16 protein-coding genes are annotated in these 17,109 nt (G+C 49.1%); all 16 read left to right on the forward strand.

Annotated features, from left to right (window positions below; all coding sequences use genetic code 11):
* Positions 1-6 precede the first annotated feature (6 nt).
* The 16 genes from resB (at position 7) to ABIC15_RS06230 (ending at position 16,941) form a co-directional block, all read left to right on the forward strand.
* Entirely contained in the window at positions 7-1,548 is a 1,542-nt protein-coding gene (resB, locus tag ABIC15_RS06155; protein ID WP_354020062.1) for a cytochrome c biogenesis protein ResB, read from the forward strand.
* Positions 1,545-2,711 (forward strand): c-type cytochrome biogenesis protein CcsB, encoded by a 1,167-nt coding sequence (ccsB, locus tag ABIC15_RS06160; protein WP_012369918.1) that lies wholly within the window; start codon positions 1,545-1,547, stop codon positions 2,709-2,711. The genes resB and ccsB overlap by 4 nt, the downstream gene beginning before the upstream one ends.
* 188 nt (positions 2,712-2,899) lie before the next feature.
* Entirely contained in the window at positions 2,900-3,616 is a 717-nt protein-coding gene (locus tag ABIC15_RS06165) for a response regulator transcription factor (RefSeq protein ID WP_012369919.1), read from the forward strand.
* Positions 3,617-3,618: 2 nt separating this feature from the next.
* Positions 3,619-5,346: a sensor histidine kinase gene (locus ABIC15_RS06170; RefSeq protein WP_012369920.1), complete on the forward strand. Its 1,728-nt coding sequence runs from the start codon at positions 3,619-3,621 to the stop codon at positions 5,344-5,346.
* A 31-nt stretch (positions 5,347-5,377) separates the two neighbouring features.
* Positions 5,378-5,929, forward strand: coding sequence for a cob(I)yrinic acid a,c-diamide adenosyltransferase (locus tag ABIC15_RS06175; RefSeq protein ID WP_012369921.1), 552 nt, complete (start codon positions 5,378-5,380; stop codon positions 5,927-5,929).
* Positions 5,926-7,179 (forward strand): EF-P 5-aminopentanol modification-associated protein YfmF, encoded by a 1,254-nt coding sequence (gene yfmF, locus ABIC15_RS06180; RefSeq protein ID WP_354020066.1) that lies wholly within the window; start codon positions 5,926-5,928, stop codon positions 7,177-7,179. Before ABIC15_RS06175 ends, yfmF begins: the two co-directional genes overlap by 4 nt.
* The gene (yfmH, locus tag ABIC15_RS06185) at positions 7,179-8,447 is read left to right on the forward strand and encodes an EF-P 5-aminopentanol modification-associated protein YfmH (protein ID WP_354020067.1); all 1,269 of its coding nucleotides are present in this window, start codon (positions 7,179-7,181) and stop codon (positions 8,445-8,447) included. The genes yfmF and yfmH overlap by 1 nt, the downstream gene beginning before the upstream one ends.
* Positions 8,448-8,450: 3 nt before the next feature.
* On the forward strand, positions 8,451-9,155 hold the full coding sequence (gene ymfI / locus ABIC15_RS06190; protein WP_354020068.1) for an elongation factor P 5-aminopentanone reductase: 705 nt from the start codon (positions 8,451-8,453) through the stop codon (positions 9,153-9,155).
* A 61-nt stretch (positions 9,156-9,216) separates the two neighbouring features.
* A complete protein-coding gene (locus ABIC15_RS06195) occupies positions 9,217-10,032 on the forward strand; it encodes a DUF3388 domain-containing protein (protein WP_251135835.1) in 816 nt (271 codons plus the stop codon).
* Between the two features lie 27 nt (positions 10,033-10,059).
* Entirely contained in the window at positions 10,060-10,950 is an 891-nt protein-coding gene (locus tag ABIC15_RS06200; RefSeq protein WP_012369926.1) for a helix-turn-helix domain-containing protein, read from the forward strand.
* Between the two features lie 61 nt (positions 10,951-11,011).
* Complete coding sequence (pgsA, locus tag ABIC15_RS06205) at positions 11,012-11,590, forward strand: CDP-diacylglycerol--glycerol-3-phosphate 3-phosphatidyltransferase (protein WP_012369927.1); 579 nt, start codon at positions 11,012-11,014, stop codon at positions 11,588-11,590.
* A 70-nt stretch (positions 11,591-11,660) separates the two neighbouring features.
* Positions 11,661-12,905, forward strand: coding sequence for a competence/damage-inducible protein A (locus ABIC15_RS06210; protein WP_012369928.1), 1,245 nt, complete (start codon positions 11,661-11,663; stop codon positions 12,903-12,905).
* Between the two features lie 101 nt (positions 12,906-13,006).
* Positions 13,007-14,050, forward strand: a complete 1,044-nt coding sequence (recA, locus tag ABIC15_RS06215) for a recombinase RecA (RefSeq protein WP_012369929.1) — start codon at positions 13,007-13,009, stop codon at positions 14,048-14,050.
* Positions 14,051-14,243: 193 nt separating this feature from the next.
* Entirely contained in the window at positions 14,244-15,806 is a 1,563-nt protein-coding gene (rny, locus tag ABIC15_RS06220; RefSeq protein WP_012369930.1) for a ribonuclease Y, read from the forward strand.
* 50 nt (positions 15,807-15,856) lie between these two features.
* Complete coding sequence (locus ABIC15_RS06225) at positions 15,857-16,651, forward strand: TIGR00282 family metallophosphoesterase (protein ID WP_012369931.1); 795 nt, start codon at positions 15,857-15,859, stop codon at positions 16,649-16,651.
* 29 nt (positions 16,652-16,680) lie between these two features.
* Positions 16,681-16,941 carry a stage V sporulation protein S gene (locus ABIC15_RS06230; RefSeq protein WP_012369932.1) on the forward strand — a complete coding sequence of 87 codons (261 nt, stop codon included), beginning with the start codon at positions 16,681-16,683 and terminating at the stop codon, positions 16,939-16,941.
* Positions 16,942-17,109: the final 168 nt, after the last annotated feature.

The following is a 17,109-nucleotide window of genomic DNA, read 5'->3' on the forward strand; positions in this document are numbered from 1 at the left end:
TTTATGATGCAGCAGGAGTATAAGCAACTGGATATGCGTTATGAGGAAGCCGAGCTTCGTTCAAAACGAAAAAATCAATCGTGGATCGACCGGACATGGACGTTCTTTTCATCCGTCAAAGTCGGCTTATGGCTGATCGGCTTAATCATCATCGCAAGCGGCGTCGGAACCATCTTCCCGCAGGAAATGTACATTCCGCAAGCAGTTCCGCCGGAAGAGTTTTACGGGAAGGAATATGGAACGGCCGGTGAAATTTATTATACCCTCGGTTTCCATAATTTATTTGAATCCTGGTGGTATATCGGCTTAATCACATTATTACTGTTATCCATCATCATCGTATCGATCGACCGTTTCTTCCCGCTGTATCGCGCGCTGAAGAAACAACCGGTCATCCAGTCCGACCGTTTTATGGGCGGTCAGCGATTTGGCGCTGAAGCGACTGGGACGGTTAAACAGATTGATGCCATTGAACCGTTGCTGAAGAAAAAAGGGTATAAGATCCGCCGACAAGACGGCGCACTGCTTGCGGAGAAACAACGTTTCGGCCGCTGGGGTCCATACATCAATCATATCGGGCTTGTCTTGTTCTTTGGTGGAGCGATGCTACGGATTGTTCCCGGGATGCACGAAGACGAGCTGATGTGGATTCGTGAAGGCGAAACGTTGCCGGTCGAAGCGACGGACAACAAGTATTATCTCGAAAACAACTCGTTTAACATTGAGTTTTACGATCCGGCAAAAGAGCCTGAGAAATTCAGAGAAGCGTTGAAACGCGCCGGCGGAAGTGTTCCGAAAAACTATGATACCCAGATGACGTTGTATAAAAAAACCGGAATGACGGAAGACTTCAAACCGAAACTTGAAAAAGTTAAATCCGGTGAGACCGCCGTCAACCAGCCGTTCGAGTTCGGAAACTATCAAGTTTTCCAGGAACAATATGCAGCGGATCCGGAGTTCAAGACGATGTCCTTTAATATCGAGAATCAAAAAACAGGCAAAGTCGTCGATACGATTAAAGTCGACTTGCGTAACCCGCAGGAAACTTACAAATTAAAGAACGGGTATGATGTCGAACTAAAAGACTTCCTGCCGGACTTTGTCGTTAAAGACGGAAAACCGACGACGAACTCGTCGCGTCCGGTCAATCCGGCATTTGTCTTTACGATCAAATCACCGGAACATCCGAAAGGTGAGCGCAGTCTGATCGGGATTAAACTGAATGTCGGCGGCGATGAGAACCAATACAAGATGGGCTTCGCCGGTACAGAACTGTCGAACATTTCCGGCGTCCGGATCAAAAAAGATTTGACGCTTCCATTCCTGTTTGCCGGCGGTATGATCTTCATGATCGGGCTGTTACTCGGTATGTACTGGCCGCACCGCAGACTTTGGTTAAAAGAACGGAACGGGCAGATTAACATTGCCGGATTTACGAATAAAAATGCACTTGGACTTCAAAAAGAAGTCAATCTCGCCTTGACTGAAGTGGGACTTCCGCAACTGGAAGACCGCCAGAAGTTGCGGGAAGAGGGGGAAATGAAATGAACCTGCTTAGTTTAAGCGGTAATTTACTGCTGACGTCTTTTATCTTATATCTGATCAGTACCGGGTTCTTTGCCGTCGCAACAAGCGGTAAAAAGGGACCAAGCCGTTCAGGGAAAATTGCCTTTTCACTCGCCATCGTCGGATTTGCAGCGCAACTCGGCTACTTCTTCACACGCTGGGCTGGTGCCGGGCACGTACCGGTGTCGAATTTATATGAGTACACGACATTCTTTGGAATGATGATGGTACTTGGCTTCCTGATCGTTTATGGTATTTACCGCAACAACGTCCTCGGACTTGTGGCGATGCCGGTTGCCTTGCTTGTCATCGCCTATGCGTCGATGTTCCCGGACGAAGTCCAACCGTTGATTCCGGCACTTCAAAGTGTCTGGTTGAAAATCCACGTGACGACGGCAGCGCTCGGAGAAGGAATCCTTGCGGTCAGCTTTGCGACCGGACTGTTGTACCTGATCCATGCGACCGACTTCAACAAAGAATCGAAAACACGGACGTGGCTTGAAGTCGTCATGTTCTCACTCGTCTGTGTCGTCGGTTATATCCTGGTCGGATTGTTGTTCAACGGACTCGGAACGAACTCGACGATTGAATACGTCGCGAAAAACGGAGCGACGATGCAACATGAGTATACGATGCCGGTTCTGACCGGTCCTGAAAACGGAAAAATCATTTCCGGCTCAGGTGCTGTCATTGAATTACCCAACTTCCTTAATGCCAACAAAGTCAATACGGTCTTATGGTCGTTGATCGGTGGATTGGTTCTGTACATTCTGCTCCGCTTCGTCATTCTCCGGAAACGGTTGGCTGAAAGCCTCAAACCGATTGCCCGTAAAATTGATCTTGAGACGGCGGATGAAATCAGCTACCGTGCGATTGCAATTGGGTTGCCGGTCTTCATTCTCGGTGGATTGATCTTCGCGATGATCTGGGCACAGATGGCCTGGAGCCGTTACTGGGGTTGGGACCCGAAAGAAGTATGGGCTTTGATCACGATGCTGTTTTACGTTTTCTATCTCCACATGCGGATTCAGCGCGGCTGGATCGGTAAAAAATCAGCGTGGTTATGTGTCGGCGGATTTGCCGTCATCATGTTCAACCTCGTCTTCGTCAACTTGGTCGTTGCCGGACTTCACTCTTACGCGTAAGCAACGAAACCGAATAGTAGAATAATCATTTAAGGATGGACGACGGAAGATGAATTCCGTTGTCCATCCTTTTTTCAGCAGACGCGACCGATTTCCGCGGTCAGAGACGCTATTTCTTTTGTTTCATAGTATACTAGGAGAGTAGTAGGATAGAGTCAGACAGATTAGTTCATGGGAGGAATCAACTGATGTCAGAAGAAGCGCGTATTTTAGTCGTCGATGATGAAGAACGGATTCGGCGTTTATTAAAAATGTATCTCGAACGTGAGAACTTTACGATTGAAGAAGCCGACAACGGAGAGACGGCTCTCGAGATGGCACTTGAAACAGAATATGATGTGATTCTACTTGATTTGATGATGCCGAAGCTTGATGGCATGCAGGTCTGTGAAGAACTGCGTAAAACGAAAGCGACACCGATCGTCATGCTGACGGCAAAAGGGGAAGAGACGAACCGGGTCCACGGTTTTGAAATGGGCGCGGACGATTATATCGTCAAACCGTTCAGTCCGCGGGAAGTCGTGCTCCGCGTCAAAGCCATTCTGCGACGGGCAAGTGCTACGAAATTTCTGCACACGGATGCGAAAACAAAAGATGTCATCGTCTTCCCGCACTTGACGATCGACAATGATGCCCACCGCGTCACGGTTGAATCGCAGGAAGTCAATCTGACACCAAAAGAGTATGAATTGCTGTATTTCCTTGCCAAGCAGACAGATAAAGTCTTTTCGCGGGAACAGTTATTAAAAGAAGTCTGGAACTATGAATTTTTCGGCGATTTACGGACGGTCGATACGCATGTCAAGCGACTGCGTGAAAAACTGAACCGTCTGTCTCCGAATGCTGCCCAAATGATCACGACGGTTTGGGGTGTCGGATACAAGTTCGAGAATAATCCCGCCTGACGATGAAATGGTTACAGAGCGTCGTCATTAAATTGTGGGGGACGATTTTATTACTCGTTTCCGTCGTCTTGATTGCCTTGACGATTTTATTACTCGAATTTTTCAATTCGTTTCATATCGAACAGGAACGCGGTCATCTTGCGAAACTCGGTCAGCAGGTCGAAACCGTCTTTCAAGCCCACAGCGGACTGGAAGAAGGATCGGCGACCGCGATCGAGATTACCGATATTTACGGCGCGACCTTGATTGCGACGTCGAAGGACAATACGGTCGAGACGAATATCTCGGAAGCAAAAGCCAAGCGGATCATCAAGGAGCTCGAACGTCAAAACTGGAAAGCCGTTGACGGCGAAGAAGGGGAAACGGCGATTGGGAACTATGAAACGTTTAACGGGAAAGCGGCACTTGCTTACCGTGCTCCGTTCATTACGGAAAGCGGTAGCGGGACGATGTATTTGATTGAACAATTGACGAACATCGAACAGGCGAATGAAGGGGCACGACAAATCATTCAGCTGTGTGTGTTGCTCGCGATCATCGGAACGACCGTTTTTGCATTCTTCCTGTCGACCCGTATTACGGCACCGCTCCGGACGATTCGCCAGGCGGTCGTCGAAGCGGGGGAAGGAAAGTTTGATCAAAGCCTGACCCAGCGTTCGCGCGATGAAATTGGTGATTTGGCGCTGGCATTTAACGAAATGAGCAGTCAACTCAATCAGTATGTCACGGATCTTGATAAGGAACGTCATTTGCTGTCGTCCATCCTAAGATGTATGGCGGACGGTGTCTTGACCTTCTCGGAATCAGGGGAGTTACTGGCGACCAATCCGCCGGCGGAAGCGTTCCTTGCGGGTGGTCCAGTTCCGGACGAGTTGATTGAATTATTCCAGACGGTCATGCGTAAAGAAAAAGAAATGACGGTTTCCTTTGAACGGGAAGGCCGCTTTTACATTATCATCGTCAGTCCGCTACTTGAGCAGGAAGAACAAATCGGAGCCGTTGCTGTCCTGCGCGATATGACGGAAGCCCAGCAACTGGAGAAGATGCGGGCTGACTTCGTCGCAAACGTTAGTCATGAACTGCGGACGCCGCTCGTCATGCTGCAAGGTTATTCGGAAGCGATCGTCGACGGCATGACGGAAAGTGACGAGGCGACAAAAGAGTTTGCGTCAATCATTTATGACGAGTCGCAACGCCTATCCCGTCTTGTCAACGATTTACTGGATCTGGCACGGATGGAAGCCGGGTATCAGGAAAAGCGGATTGAACTGATCGATGCCGTTCCGTTCGCTAAACGGATGGTCAAGAAGTTTAAGCAGATGGGGCTTGAAAAGCGGGTTTCGTTTGAAGTAACCGGTCCCGACGTTCAGTTTGAAGCTGATCCAGATCAAATGGATCAGGTGATGACGAACCTGCTTGGAAATGCGTTGCGGTATACAGAAGATGGGAAAATCAAGATTGAAATCACGGAAGATAGGGAAACTATATCTTTATCTGTAATTGATTCAGGGGACGGTATTCCGGAAGAAGATGTCCCGTTCGTCTTTGACCGTTTTTACAAGGCGGACAAGGCCCGGACACGCGGTAAGACGGGAACCGGAATCGGTCTTGCGATTGTCGCAAACGTCGTTCGGTCGCATGATGGGGAAGTTCAGGTCGAAAGTGAGCTGGGCAAAGGATCCGTTTTCCGAATTCAATTACCAAAAAAACAAAGGAAGCGAACTTTATGATTCGCTTCCTTTCGCTATAGGAGTGAGTCGATTGAAAATCTATACTAAATCAGGTGATGAGGGAGACACGTCGCTCGTCGGGGGACGCGTCAAAAAAAATGATGTCCGGATTACGCTGATGGGGGAGCTTGACGAACTGAACAGTTTTGTCGGACTGGCCCGCACAAAAGCGACATCCATCGAGGTTAAGGAACAATTGACGGTCATTCAGCACGTTTTGTTCGATTGCGGGAGTGACTTGATGTATGTTGAACCGAAAGCATCCCGTCTGAGCCTAACGGCGACGGAAGATTTGGAAAGTTGGATTGACAGTCTGACGGAACTGTCTCCGCCGCTCGATAAATTCATCTTACCGGGTGGCACGGAAGCCGCAGCCTGCCTGCACGTGGCGCGGACGGTCTGCCGGCGTGTCGAACGGGCGATGATTGATGTCGAACAGGCACATCATTTGTTACCATTCATCAACCGTCTAAGTGATTTCTTCTTTACGGCGGCCCGTTACGAAAATGCGGTCAATGAAAAAGCGGATATCGAATATTTACGCAGTGCCCATGTGTTTAAACGAAAGGATGAAGAAGCATGAGTCAGTCATTTCAAACGTGGAACAAACAAGGAACGACTTTTCATCTCGTTCCGACCGATAAATTCAAGACGACGACGGTCCTCGTGACGTTTTCAGCACCACTCGAAGAAAAAACGCTGACGAGCCGTGCTCTGTTACCGTATATCATGGAGAAGTCGACAGCGGTCTATCCGTCGATGAAAGCGTTGCGTGAACCGCTTGAAACCTTATATGATGCAGGTCTGTACGCCGATGCCTCGAAATTCGGGGAAGAACACGTCATCTCGTTCCAGTTGGATGTCGTCCGCGGGGATCTAGTACGTCATGAGACGTTGCTCGAGGAAGCGCTCGATTTACTGGAACAGATGATTTTTTATCCGGATTTGACAGAGGGCGGATTCCGGGAACAATTCGTCAAACAAGAAAAACGGTTGCATGCGTTGCGGATCAGTTCGTTATACGATGATAAAATGCGTTTTGCCCAGCAAGGGTTGCTCGAACTGATGGCACCGGGAGAAGCGGTATCGTTATCCTCACTCGGTACACTCGAAGCACTCGAACAAATCACACCGGTTTCCTTACGTGATACATATCGTTCGATGGTCGAACAGGACCGGATCGATGTCTTTGTCGTCGGTCATGTCACGCAAGATGAGATGGAAGATGCCTTGTCGTTCTTACCTTCCCATGATGAAAAAGCCAGTCACTATATTCCGGCCCAAAAACAGGTCGCGGGCGTCAAACGTTCGTCCGAGACGCAACCGATCAAACAAGGTAAATTGCATTTAGGTTACCGGGTCAGTGTCGATCCGACGTCCGTCGATTCGATTCGGCTGCAAATCGTCAACGGTCTGTTCGGCGGATTCCCGCATTCGAAACTGTTCATGAATGTCCGTGAGAAAGAAAGTCTCGCCTATTATGCAGCATCACGGTATGCGGCTCTGAACAGTGCGCTTTACGTTTATGCCGGGGTTGAAACGAAACAGGCGGAACGTGCCGAGACGATTATCGGCGAACAATTAAGGGATCTTAAAGCCGGACAGTTCACGGATGAGGAATTAACGCAGACGAAAGCGATGCTCATCAATGCCCGCCGGCAAATCCTTGATCAGCCGGGACAATTGATCGGTTGGTTAAATGGATCGAAGATGCGCGGATTGACGCTTGAGGATGAGATTCACATCATCGAGACGGCAACACGCGAGGATGTCGTCCGCTTAGCAGCAACTATTGAACTCGAGGCAGTTTATCTATTGCGAGGTGAAGAATAATGGAACAGTTGACGTATCACGATACAGACGAAACCGTATTTTTTGAACAGCTCGATAACGGGCTTGCGGTGTATTTGCTTCAGAAAAAAGGGTACGAAAAAACATATGCGACTTTTACGACGCGTTACGGGTCAATCGATAACCGTTTTAAAAAGGACGACCAATGGGTCAATGTCCCGGACGGTATCGCCCATTTCCTCGAGCACAAGATGTTTGAGTCGGAGAAAGGGGACGTCTTCCAAGAGTTCGGGCGCCTCGGTGCCTCGGCAAATGCGTTCACATCGTTCTCTCGGACCGCTTATTTGTTCTCTGCGACTTCGTTGATTGAACAAAATCTGGAGACGCTGATTGACTTCGTCCAGGATCCGTATTTCACGGAAGAGAGTGTCGAAAAAGAAAAAGGCATCATCACACAGGAAATCCAGATGTATCAGGATAATCCGGGATGGCGTTTATTCTTCGGTTTGATCGAATCGATGTATGCGAAACATCCGGTCCGGATTGATATTGCCGGTACCCCGGAATCGATTGATCAAATTACGGCGGACGACCTGTATACGTGTTACCGGACGTTCTATCATCCGTCGAACATGGTCTTGTTCGTCGTCGGGAATATCGACCCGGCCGAGACGCTAGCTTTGATCAAAGCGAACCAAGCGAAAAAAGATTATACGGATCGTCCGGCCATCGAACGTGATTACGGAACGGAACCGAAAGAAGTCGCAAAAAAACGGGTTGAACTCGAACTCGACGTCAAGACACCCAAAGTCCTGATCGGTTATAAAGACAGTTCCCTCGGCGGACAGGAACAGCTGCGCCGCGAGCTGACAAGTGAACTCTTGTTGCATCTGTTATTCGACCAAACCTCTTCCACGTATCTCGAACTGTATGAAGACGGTTTGGTTGACGATACGTTCAGCTTCGATTATTCAAGCGAGGAAGAATTTGCGTTCGCGACGTTCGGAATGGAAACGGAAGATCCGGACCGCTTTATCGCGGCCTACGAAAAATTATTAGCGGTCCGGCCCGAGTTCGAGGAAACGGAAGTCGTCCGCAAACGCAACATGATGCAAGGAAAATTCCTGCGGTCGCTGAACTCGCCGGAATTCATCGCCAATCAATTCTCACGCCACGCTCTTGCCGGGACGAATCTGTTTACGTTACCGACATTGATTGCCTCGATCACCAAAGAAGAAATCGAAGCCCGGTTCGATGAATTGTTTGCGCTTGAAAATCGTGCGATTTCAATCGTTAAACCGTACGCTTGACCGATGCGGATTTTAATTACGGGAGCCAGCGGAGCAATCGGCTGGGCAACGGTCTTACGATTGGCGGCTGAAGGACACGATTTGATCCTTCACACCCACCGGAAACAGCATGAGCTCGAACAGATGATACGACAGTTGCCTGTGACGACGGAGATCGTCACAGGCGATCTGTCTGACCGGGAGAACTTGACAGCATTTTGTGACGGCTTACCGTCTGTAGAAGGATTTGTTCATATCGCCGGGACCAGCTTCAGCGGACTGCTCGTCGATCAATCCCGTTCCTCGGTGGAATCGATGATGACATTGCATGTCGAATCGTTGATCCGGATTGCCCAGACCTTAACAAGCCGAAAAGCTTTTTCAGCATCACTTTCGATCGTCGTCGTCAGCAGTGTGTTAGGTGAATTTGGTGCGGCCGGTGAAGTCGTCTATTCGACCTGCAAGGCAGCACAGCTCGGGTTCGTCAAGTCATTCAGCAAAGAGCTCGGTGCGATGAACGGACGGGTGAATGCAGTAACGCCGGGCTGGATCGAAACCCCGATGAATGCCGTCTTTTCGGCGGAAGACCGGGACTTGGCATTGGCTGAAATTCCGGTCGGTCGTTTTGGACGGGTTGACGAGGTCGCATCCGCCATCACCTATTTAATGGGACAGGATGCAACGTATATGAACGGTGCCGTTCTTAAAATTGACGGCGGCTGGATGTAGTCCGATGAAATTTGCTTAGGGGAATGCTTTTCATTTTTCAAAAAATCATTTAACATGAGGGATGGATAATCGATTTGAAGAGGAGGCTGGGCGCGTGAGTGAATTCGAACAGTGGTATCTGGAGTACGAACTGAACGTCAACCGTCCCGGGATTTTAGGGGACATCGCGTCACTCATGGGGATGCTACATATTTCGATTGTCACGATTAACGGTGTCGATCACCAGCGTCGGGGCATGTTGCTTCAAACGAAGCAACCGGATCAAATCCCGCGGCTTGCCGCCATCTTAAAGACGATGACGACTATCGATGTGATTAAGCTTCGTAAACCGAAGCTTCGTGACCGGATCGCCATCCGACACGGTCGTTATATCGACCACAGCAGCGGTGAGATCAAGACGTTTCGTTTTGTCCGCGAGGATTTAGGGATTCTCGTCGATTTCATGGCTGAACTCTGTAAACAAGACGGACACCTGTTGATTGGTGTTCGCGGCATGCCGCGTGTCGGGAAAACCGAATCCATCGTAGCGGCGAGTGTAAGTGCCAATAAAAAATGGTTATTTCTTTCATCGACGTTAATCAAACAAACCGTCCGGACTTCATTGTTCGATGATGAACGGACAGGCGATTATGTTTATATCATCGATGCGCTCGTCTCACAGCGCCATTTCGACGAACGGCATTGGCAGATTTTACGTGAAGTCATGCGACTTCCGGCTACGAAAATCGTCGAACACCCAGATGCTTTTGTTAAATCGAGCGAATACACGTGGGATGATTTTGATTACATCATTGAATTACGCAACTCGACAGAAGAAATCATTGTCACCGAACCACCTCGTGCCCATGGCGGGAACGACTGGTTCAATTTCGAATAAGTATTGAAAATGGAAGGTGTGTTACCGATGACTGAGCTCGGAACCTACTTAAAGGAGCAGCGGGAAACGTTAGGCATCTCGCTCGAACAAATTCAAAGCACGACAAAAATTCAAAAACGTTATATTCTCGCCATTGAAGAAGGCGATTACAAACAATTACCGGGCGCATTTTACGCCCGTGCCTTCATTAAGACGTATGCAGAAGCACTTGGTCTTGATGTCGACGAAGTATTTGCGACCTACAAACGTGACCTCCCGGAACCGGAAGCACAACCTGTTGTTGAGCTGTCTCGCCGGGCCACGTATTCCAAATCAACGGCACCGAAGAAAAGTGTCGCCAAACGCTGGATTCCGAATATCATCATCATTGCCTTGATTTTTGCAATCGGGGTTGCCTTGTATTACGGATTCCAGGCATTCCAGGACGGTGACGGAACAAAAACGGCGACGCCGAAACAAAGTGAGGTCACGATTGACGAAGGTGACGCACCAAGTGAGGAAGCCGATGCACCGGCAGCAGAAGAGCCGAAAGAAGAACCGGCGAAAAAAGAAGAACCTGTTAAAAAAGAAACGAAGAAACCATTGGCTGTCAAAACGACAGTCGGCCAAGACATCACCTATGAAGTACCGGCAGATGGTACAATGAGTGTATCCATCCGGATCAAAAAAGATGCTTCGCCGTCACCGTTTGTTGGTGTACGGGACACGTCTTTAGAAGGACAAGCACTCGCGCCTGACCATATCAATGCGTCAGACCCAAATCCAATCGTCGTCAAAAATGCCAAAACGGACGTGATTCGGATTCGGATCGGTTCCATCAAAGGAATCGACCGGATTCTCGTTAACAATCAGGAGCTTAAGCTTAACCGCTCCCTCCTCGTTCAAAATATTTACCTGAAGAAAGTAGCCACGCCATAAGGCGTGTCTTCTTCATGTCAGCCCTGCTGGCATACATAACCCGAAAAGGAGGGATACGAGAATGAACTTGCCCAATCAATTGACGGTCTTACGCGTGTTACTAATTCCCGTGTTCGTTGCCGTCTTAGCCATCAATCCAGACTGGGGACAGTGGGATGTCTTAGGAGCGGTACTGCCGGTTTCCCACTTCGTCGCCGCGATGATCTTTTCCGTCGCCGCCATCACCGATTGGCTCGACGGGTATATTGCCCGGAAAAACAAACTGGTCACGAACTTCGGTAAATTCATGGATCCACTCGCCGACAAGATGCTTGTCGCTGCAGCACTCGTCTATTTAGTCGAACTTGACTTCGTCGCCGCTTGGGTCGTCGTCATCATCTTATGCCGTGAATTCGCCGTGACAGGTCTCCGTCTCGTCGCTTCAGACGAGGGGATTGTCCTGGCCGCCGGAAATTCCGGCAAAGCGAAGACCTGGGTCCAGTTGACATCCATCATCGCCTTTTTACTGCATGATATCGGATTTGCCTTACTGAACATTCCTTTTGCGGAAATCACGATGTGGTTGGCGTTGGTCTTAACAATTTATTCAGGAGTCGAGTATTTCTCAAAAAATATCAAGTTAATTACGAAATCCATGTAAATTGGATCAAACAAGACTGTTCGTCAACCCGAACAGTCTTTTCGTATAGTCAAGAAAGCGGGGATGTAAAATGAAAGCAGAAATCGTTGCTGTCGGAAGTGAATTATTGTTAGGGGAAATTGCCAACACGAATGCCCAGTATTTATCAGAGTGGCTTGCGACATGTGGTATTGACGTGCATTATCATACGGTCGTCGGAGATAACCGGGAACGGATGGTCGAAGTTGTTACGCGGGCTCAGGAGCGGGCGGAACTGATTGTCATTACCGGAGGACTTGGACCGACGGAAGATGACTTGACGAAAGAGGTCGTAGCGGAACTGCTCGGCCGGACGCTTCATGTGGATCAGCCGGCTTACGACCGGATTGAGGCATTTTTAAAAACACGGGGACGTACAATGACGGAGAATGAAAGAAAACAGGCCCTTGTCATCGATCAAGCCGATGTGCTGACGAATCAGGCCGGGCTTGCACCCGGCATGTCCGTTCAGACACCGGATCATCAATACATCCTGTTACCGGGTGTCCCCCGGGAAATGAAGCGGATTATTGCCGACCATTTCGATCACTTGTTAGGCAAGGAAACGATTAAATCAAGAACATTACGTTTCTTCGGCATTGGAGAGTCGGCATTAAACGACCGGTTGGCGGATCTCATCCGGACAGCCCGCAATCCTTCCGTCGCCCCGTACGCCGAATTGGCGGAAGTCCGTCTTCGTCTGACGGCGAAGGCGCTTGACGAACAAGTCGCCCTCGACATGCTCGATGCGCTGGAACAACAAGTCCTTGCCGAAGTCGGCAGCCATTTTTACGGTTATGGCGAAACAAGTTTACCCGAAGTCGTCCTCGACCGGTGCCGGGAAGCCGGTTTGACGTTGTCAGCAGCGGAGTCGTTGACCGGAGGCGCCTTTGCAAGCGGTCTGACCGACATTCAAGGCGCGAGTGCCGTCTTCCGCGGCAGTGCCGTCGTCTACGCAGATGCGGCAAAAGTGAACGTCCTCGGAGTACCGCAGACATTGCTTGACGAACAGACTGCCGTCAGCCGGGACGTTGCCGTTGCGATGGCGGAAGGAGCACGCAAACTCTATCAGACGGATCTTGCCATCGCCCTGACCGGTGAAGCTGGTCCCACGAGTAACAGTGGTCAAGCGGTCGGAACGGTCTACTGTGCGTTAGCACATTCAGGCGGTACGGAAGTACTTGAACTGACGTATCCGGCCTTCGACCGTGGTATGATTAGATTGCGTTCCGTCAAGGATGCTTACTTCATGCTCCTTCAAAATATCAGCCCGGCGGACGAAATGAACAAAAAATGATTTCTTTCAACTATGCGAATAAATGTTCGTAAAATGCTTGTTATTCGGTCTCAAAAGAAGTACAATAATCTCAGTAAGATAAATAAAAGGAGGCCTGCTACGTGAGTGATCGTAAAGCAGCACTTGAAATGGCATTGCGTCAGATTGAGAAACAATTTGGTAAAGGTTCAATCATGAAACTAGGTGAAAGTGCAGATCAGAGAGTATCCGTAATCTCTTCTGGATCAATCACATTAGATATAGCACTCGGTGCAGGTGGATATCCACGTGGACGGGTAATCGAAGTCTATGGTCCGGAATCTTCCGGTAAAACGACAGTTTCGCTTCATGCGATTGCTGAAGTCCAAAAACAAGGCGGACAGGCGGCATTCATCGATGCCGAGCACGCACTTGATCCGGCTTATGCCAGCAAACTCGGTGTCAACATTGACGAATTACTGTTATCACAACCGGATACAGGAGAGCAGGCGCTTGAAATCGCAGAGGCATTAGTCCGTTCTGGTGCTGTTGATATCCTCGTCGTCGACTCAGTAGCGGCACTTGTCCCGAAAGCCGAGATCGAAGGCGAAATGGGTGACTCGCACATGGGTCTCCAGGCTCGTTTGATGAGTCAGGCGTTGCGTAAATTGTCCGGTGCGACAAACAAATCCAAAACAATCGTCATCTTCATCAACCAGATTCGTGAAAAAATCGGTGTCATGTTCGGTAACCCGGAAACGACTCCAGGTGGACGTGCCTTGAAATTCTATTCATCGGTCCGTCTTGAAGTCCGTCGTGCAGAAGCACTGAAAAACGGAACAGATATCGTCGGAAACCGGACGAAACTGAAAGTCGTTAAAAACAAGATCGCTCCGCCGTTCAAACAAGCGGAAGTCGACATCATGTACGGACAAGGAATCTCTAAATTCGGCGAGTTGATTGATCTTGGAACAGATCTCGATATCGTCCAAAAAAGTGGTGCTTGGTATTCATACAATTCAGAGCGTCTTGGTCAAGGACGTGAAAATGCGAAACAATACATGATTGAACATCCGGATGTTGCGGATGAGGTCGAACGATTGATTCGTGAACATCACGGTCTCGTCGACCGGAAAGAACCGGTTGACTTTGAAGAAGGTCAAGACGAAGATCTGTTTGCAGAATAAGTCGAAAGAGAGTGGAATCGATTCAGATTCTGCTCTTTTTTTGTTGAAAAGAGGAAAACATAGGAATTCTTTCCCGCCCGTTCGTTGACAATGAACGAGTGCTATCCTTACAATATAGATGTACGTTTTTTAGACAGCTTCGATGAATAACCGAAATGAACTAAGAAACACCTTGTAAAGGGGAGGTGAACCCATGGGTACAACAACTTGGATTGTCATACTTCTCCTCGCAATACTGATCGCATTCATCGTAGGCTACTTCTTGCGGAAATCGATTGCAGAAGCAAAGATTCAAGGCGCGGAAACAGAAGCGACGAAAATCGTGGAACGTGCACAAGTATCAGCGGAAGCAACGAAAAAAGAAGCATTGCTCGAAGCGAAAGATGAAGCCTTTAAACTTCGGAATGAAGTCGAAAAAGAGCTTCGTGAACGTCGTCAAGAGTTAACGAAACAAGAAGGACGATTGCTCCAAAAAGAAGAGACGCTCGATCGCCGTGTTGATTCCATCGACCGCAAGGAAGAACAAATCAATACGCGTGATGCAGAGATCGCGAAACGGAAGCATCAAGCTGAAGAGTTAGAACGCAAAGTAGAGGACCTGTATGAACAGGGACGCCAAGAGCTCGTACGTGTTGCGAATCTTTCGCAAGACGAAGCTAGAGCTATCATCATGGATGAGACGAAACAAGCTGCCATGCACGATGCAGCCATTCTTCAAAAAGAAATCGAACAAAAAGCAAAAGAAGAAGCAGACAAAAAAGCACGCAACATCCTTTCACTTGCGATTCAACGGTTCGCCGCGGAACATATCGCAGAGACGACGGTTTCGGTCGTCAACTTGCCGAATGACGAGATGAAAGGCCGGATCATCGGTCGTGAAGGTCGGAACATCCGGACCCTCGAAACGTTAACGGGGATCGATTTAATCATCGATGACACACCGGAAGCGGTCATTTTGTCCGGATTTGATCCGATTCGCCGCGAAGTGGCGAAGATGGCCCTTGAAAAACTCGTTCAAGACGGTCGGATTCACCCGGCACGAATTGAAGAGATGGTCGACAAATCACGTCGGGAAGTCGACGAACGGATTCGTGAAATCGGTGAAGAAGCGACATATGATGTCGGGATTCACGGTATTCATCCGGATCTCGTCAAAATTCTCGGCCGCTTGAAGTATCGGACAAGTTACGGTCAAAACGTATTGTTCCACTCACTCGAAGTCGCTCATCTTGCCGGTATGATGGCAGCAGAGCTCGGTGAAGATGTAACACTTGCGAAACGCGCCGGTCTCCTCCACGATATCGGGAAAGCGATTGACCACGAAGTGGAAGGAAGTCACGTTGAAATCGGAGTGGAACTTGGTACGAAGTACAAAGAACATCCAACCGTCATCAATGCGATTGCTTCCCACCACGGGGATACGGAAGCGACATCTGTCATTTCCGTCCTGGTTGCGGCAGCGGATGCTTTATCAGCCGCTCGTCCGGGTGCACGTCAAGAAACACTCGAGAGTTATATCCGGCGTCTTGAACGCCTGGAAGAAATCTCGGAATCATTCGACGGTGTTGAGAAGTCATTCGCGATTCAAGCAGGTCGCGAAGTCCGGATCATCGTTCGTCCTGATGTCGTCGACGATGTCCTTGCTCATAAGATGGCAAGCGATATCCGGAAAAAAATCGAAGAAGAACTCGATTATCCGGGTCATATCAAAGTCACGGTCATTCGGGAAACACGAGCAGTCGAATACGCAAAATAAGCAAAGTGGCGGGCGACCGCCACTTTTTTTAATTACTGGAGGAATGTTTCATGAAGATCTTATTTATCGGAGATGTCGTCGGGGCACCAGGACGTCATATCTTACAGCAATTCACGGCACGTATTAAATCGAAATATAATCCGACGGTCATGCTCGTCAACGGCGAGAATGCCGCACATGGCCGGGGAATCACGAAATCCATCTACCATCAATTGCTTGAACTCGGATTCCACGGCGTGACGATGGGGAATCATACGTTTGACAACCGGGATATCTTTGATTGGATCGACGATGCGGACCGGATCGTCCGCCCGGCGAACTATCCGGAAGGAACACCCGGCCGCGGCATGATGGTGTTAAAAGTCGGCAACAAAAAAATTGCCGTCATCAACGTGCAAGGGACCGTCTTCCTGCCGCCGCTCGGCGATCCGTTCCGGACAGTCGATGAGCTGATTGCGGAAGTCGAAGGGGAAGTCGATGCGATTTTCGTTGACGTCCACGCAGAAGCGACGAGTGAAAAAATCGCGATGGGTTACCACTTGGCAGGACGTGTCCAAGCAGTCGTCGGAACGCATACCCACGTCCAGACAGCGGACGAACGGATTCTTGAAGGCGGAACGGCTTACATCACCGACGTCGGCATGACAGGACCGCTCGACGGTGTCCTCGGTATGCGTAAAGAAGATGTGTTACGAAAATTTAAAACACAGCTCCCAACCCGGTTTGAAGTTGCTGAAGGACGGGAACAATTAAATGGAGTCTTGATTCATATTGATGATGTATCAAAAAAAGCAACGAAGATTGAACGCATCCATTTGACGGATCAATCGATTTTCTTTGATTGAGCTTTGATTTTTGATTGGGAGGTACATGCATGGACGTCCTGAAAGTATCAGCTAAATCGAATCCGAATGCGGTCGCAGGAGCGCTCGCAGGTGTACTTCGAGAGAAAGGTTCTGTCGAGATTCAGGCAATCGGAGCAGGTGCTCTCAATCAATCCGTTAAAGCGGTGGCAATCGCAAGAGGGTTTGTCGCACCGGCAGGCATGGATTTGATCTGTATTCCGGCATTTACCGACATCATGATTGATGGCGAGGAACGGACGGCAATCAAATTAATCATTGAACCACGATGATGCATCATTGGACATAGGTCCTACGTTAAAGCAGACCATTTACTCGTTGGAGTAGATGGTCTTTTTTTATGTCGGACAGCCGGAAAAAATCAATGGATTCGCCAGAGGAGCATTGTACAAGTATCGGGAAATCGGTATCATGGGGGAGGATAGTGAAGCAGACAGCTT

It is taken from the genome of Exiguobacterium sp. PvP048, assembly GCF_040549175.1.
GTDB lineage: Bacteria > Bacillota > Bacilli > Exiguobacteriales > Exiguobacteriaceae > Exiguobacterium_A > Exiguobacterium_A artemiae.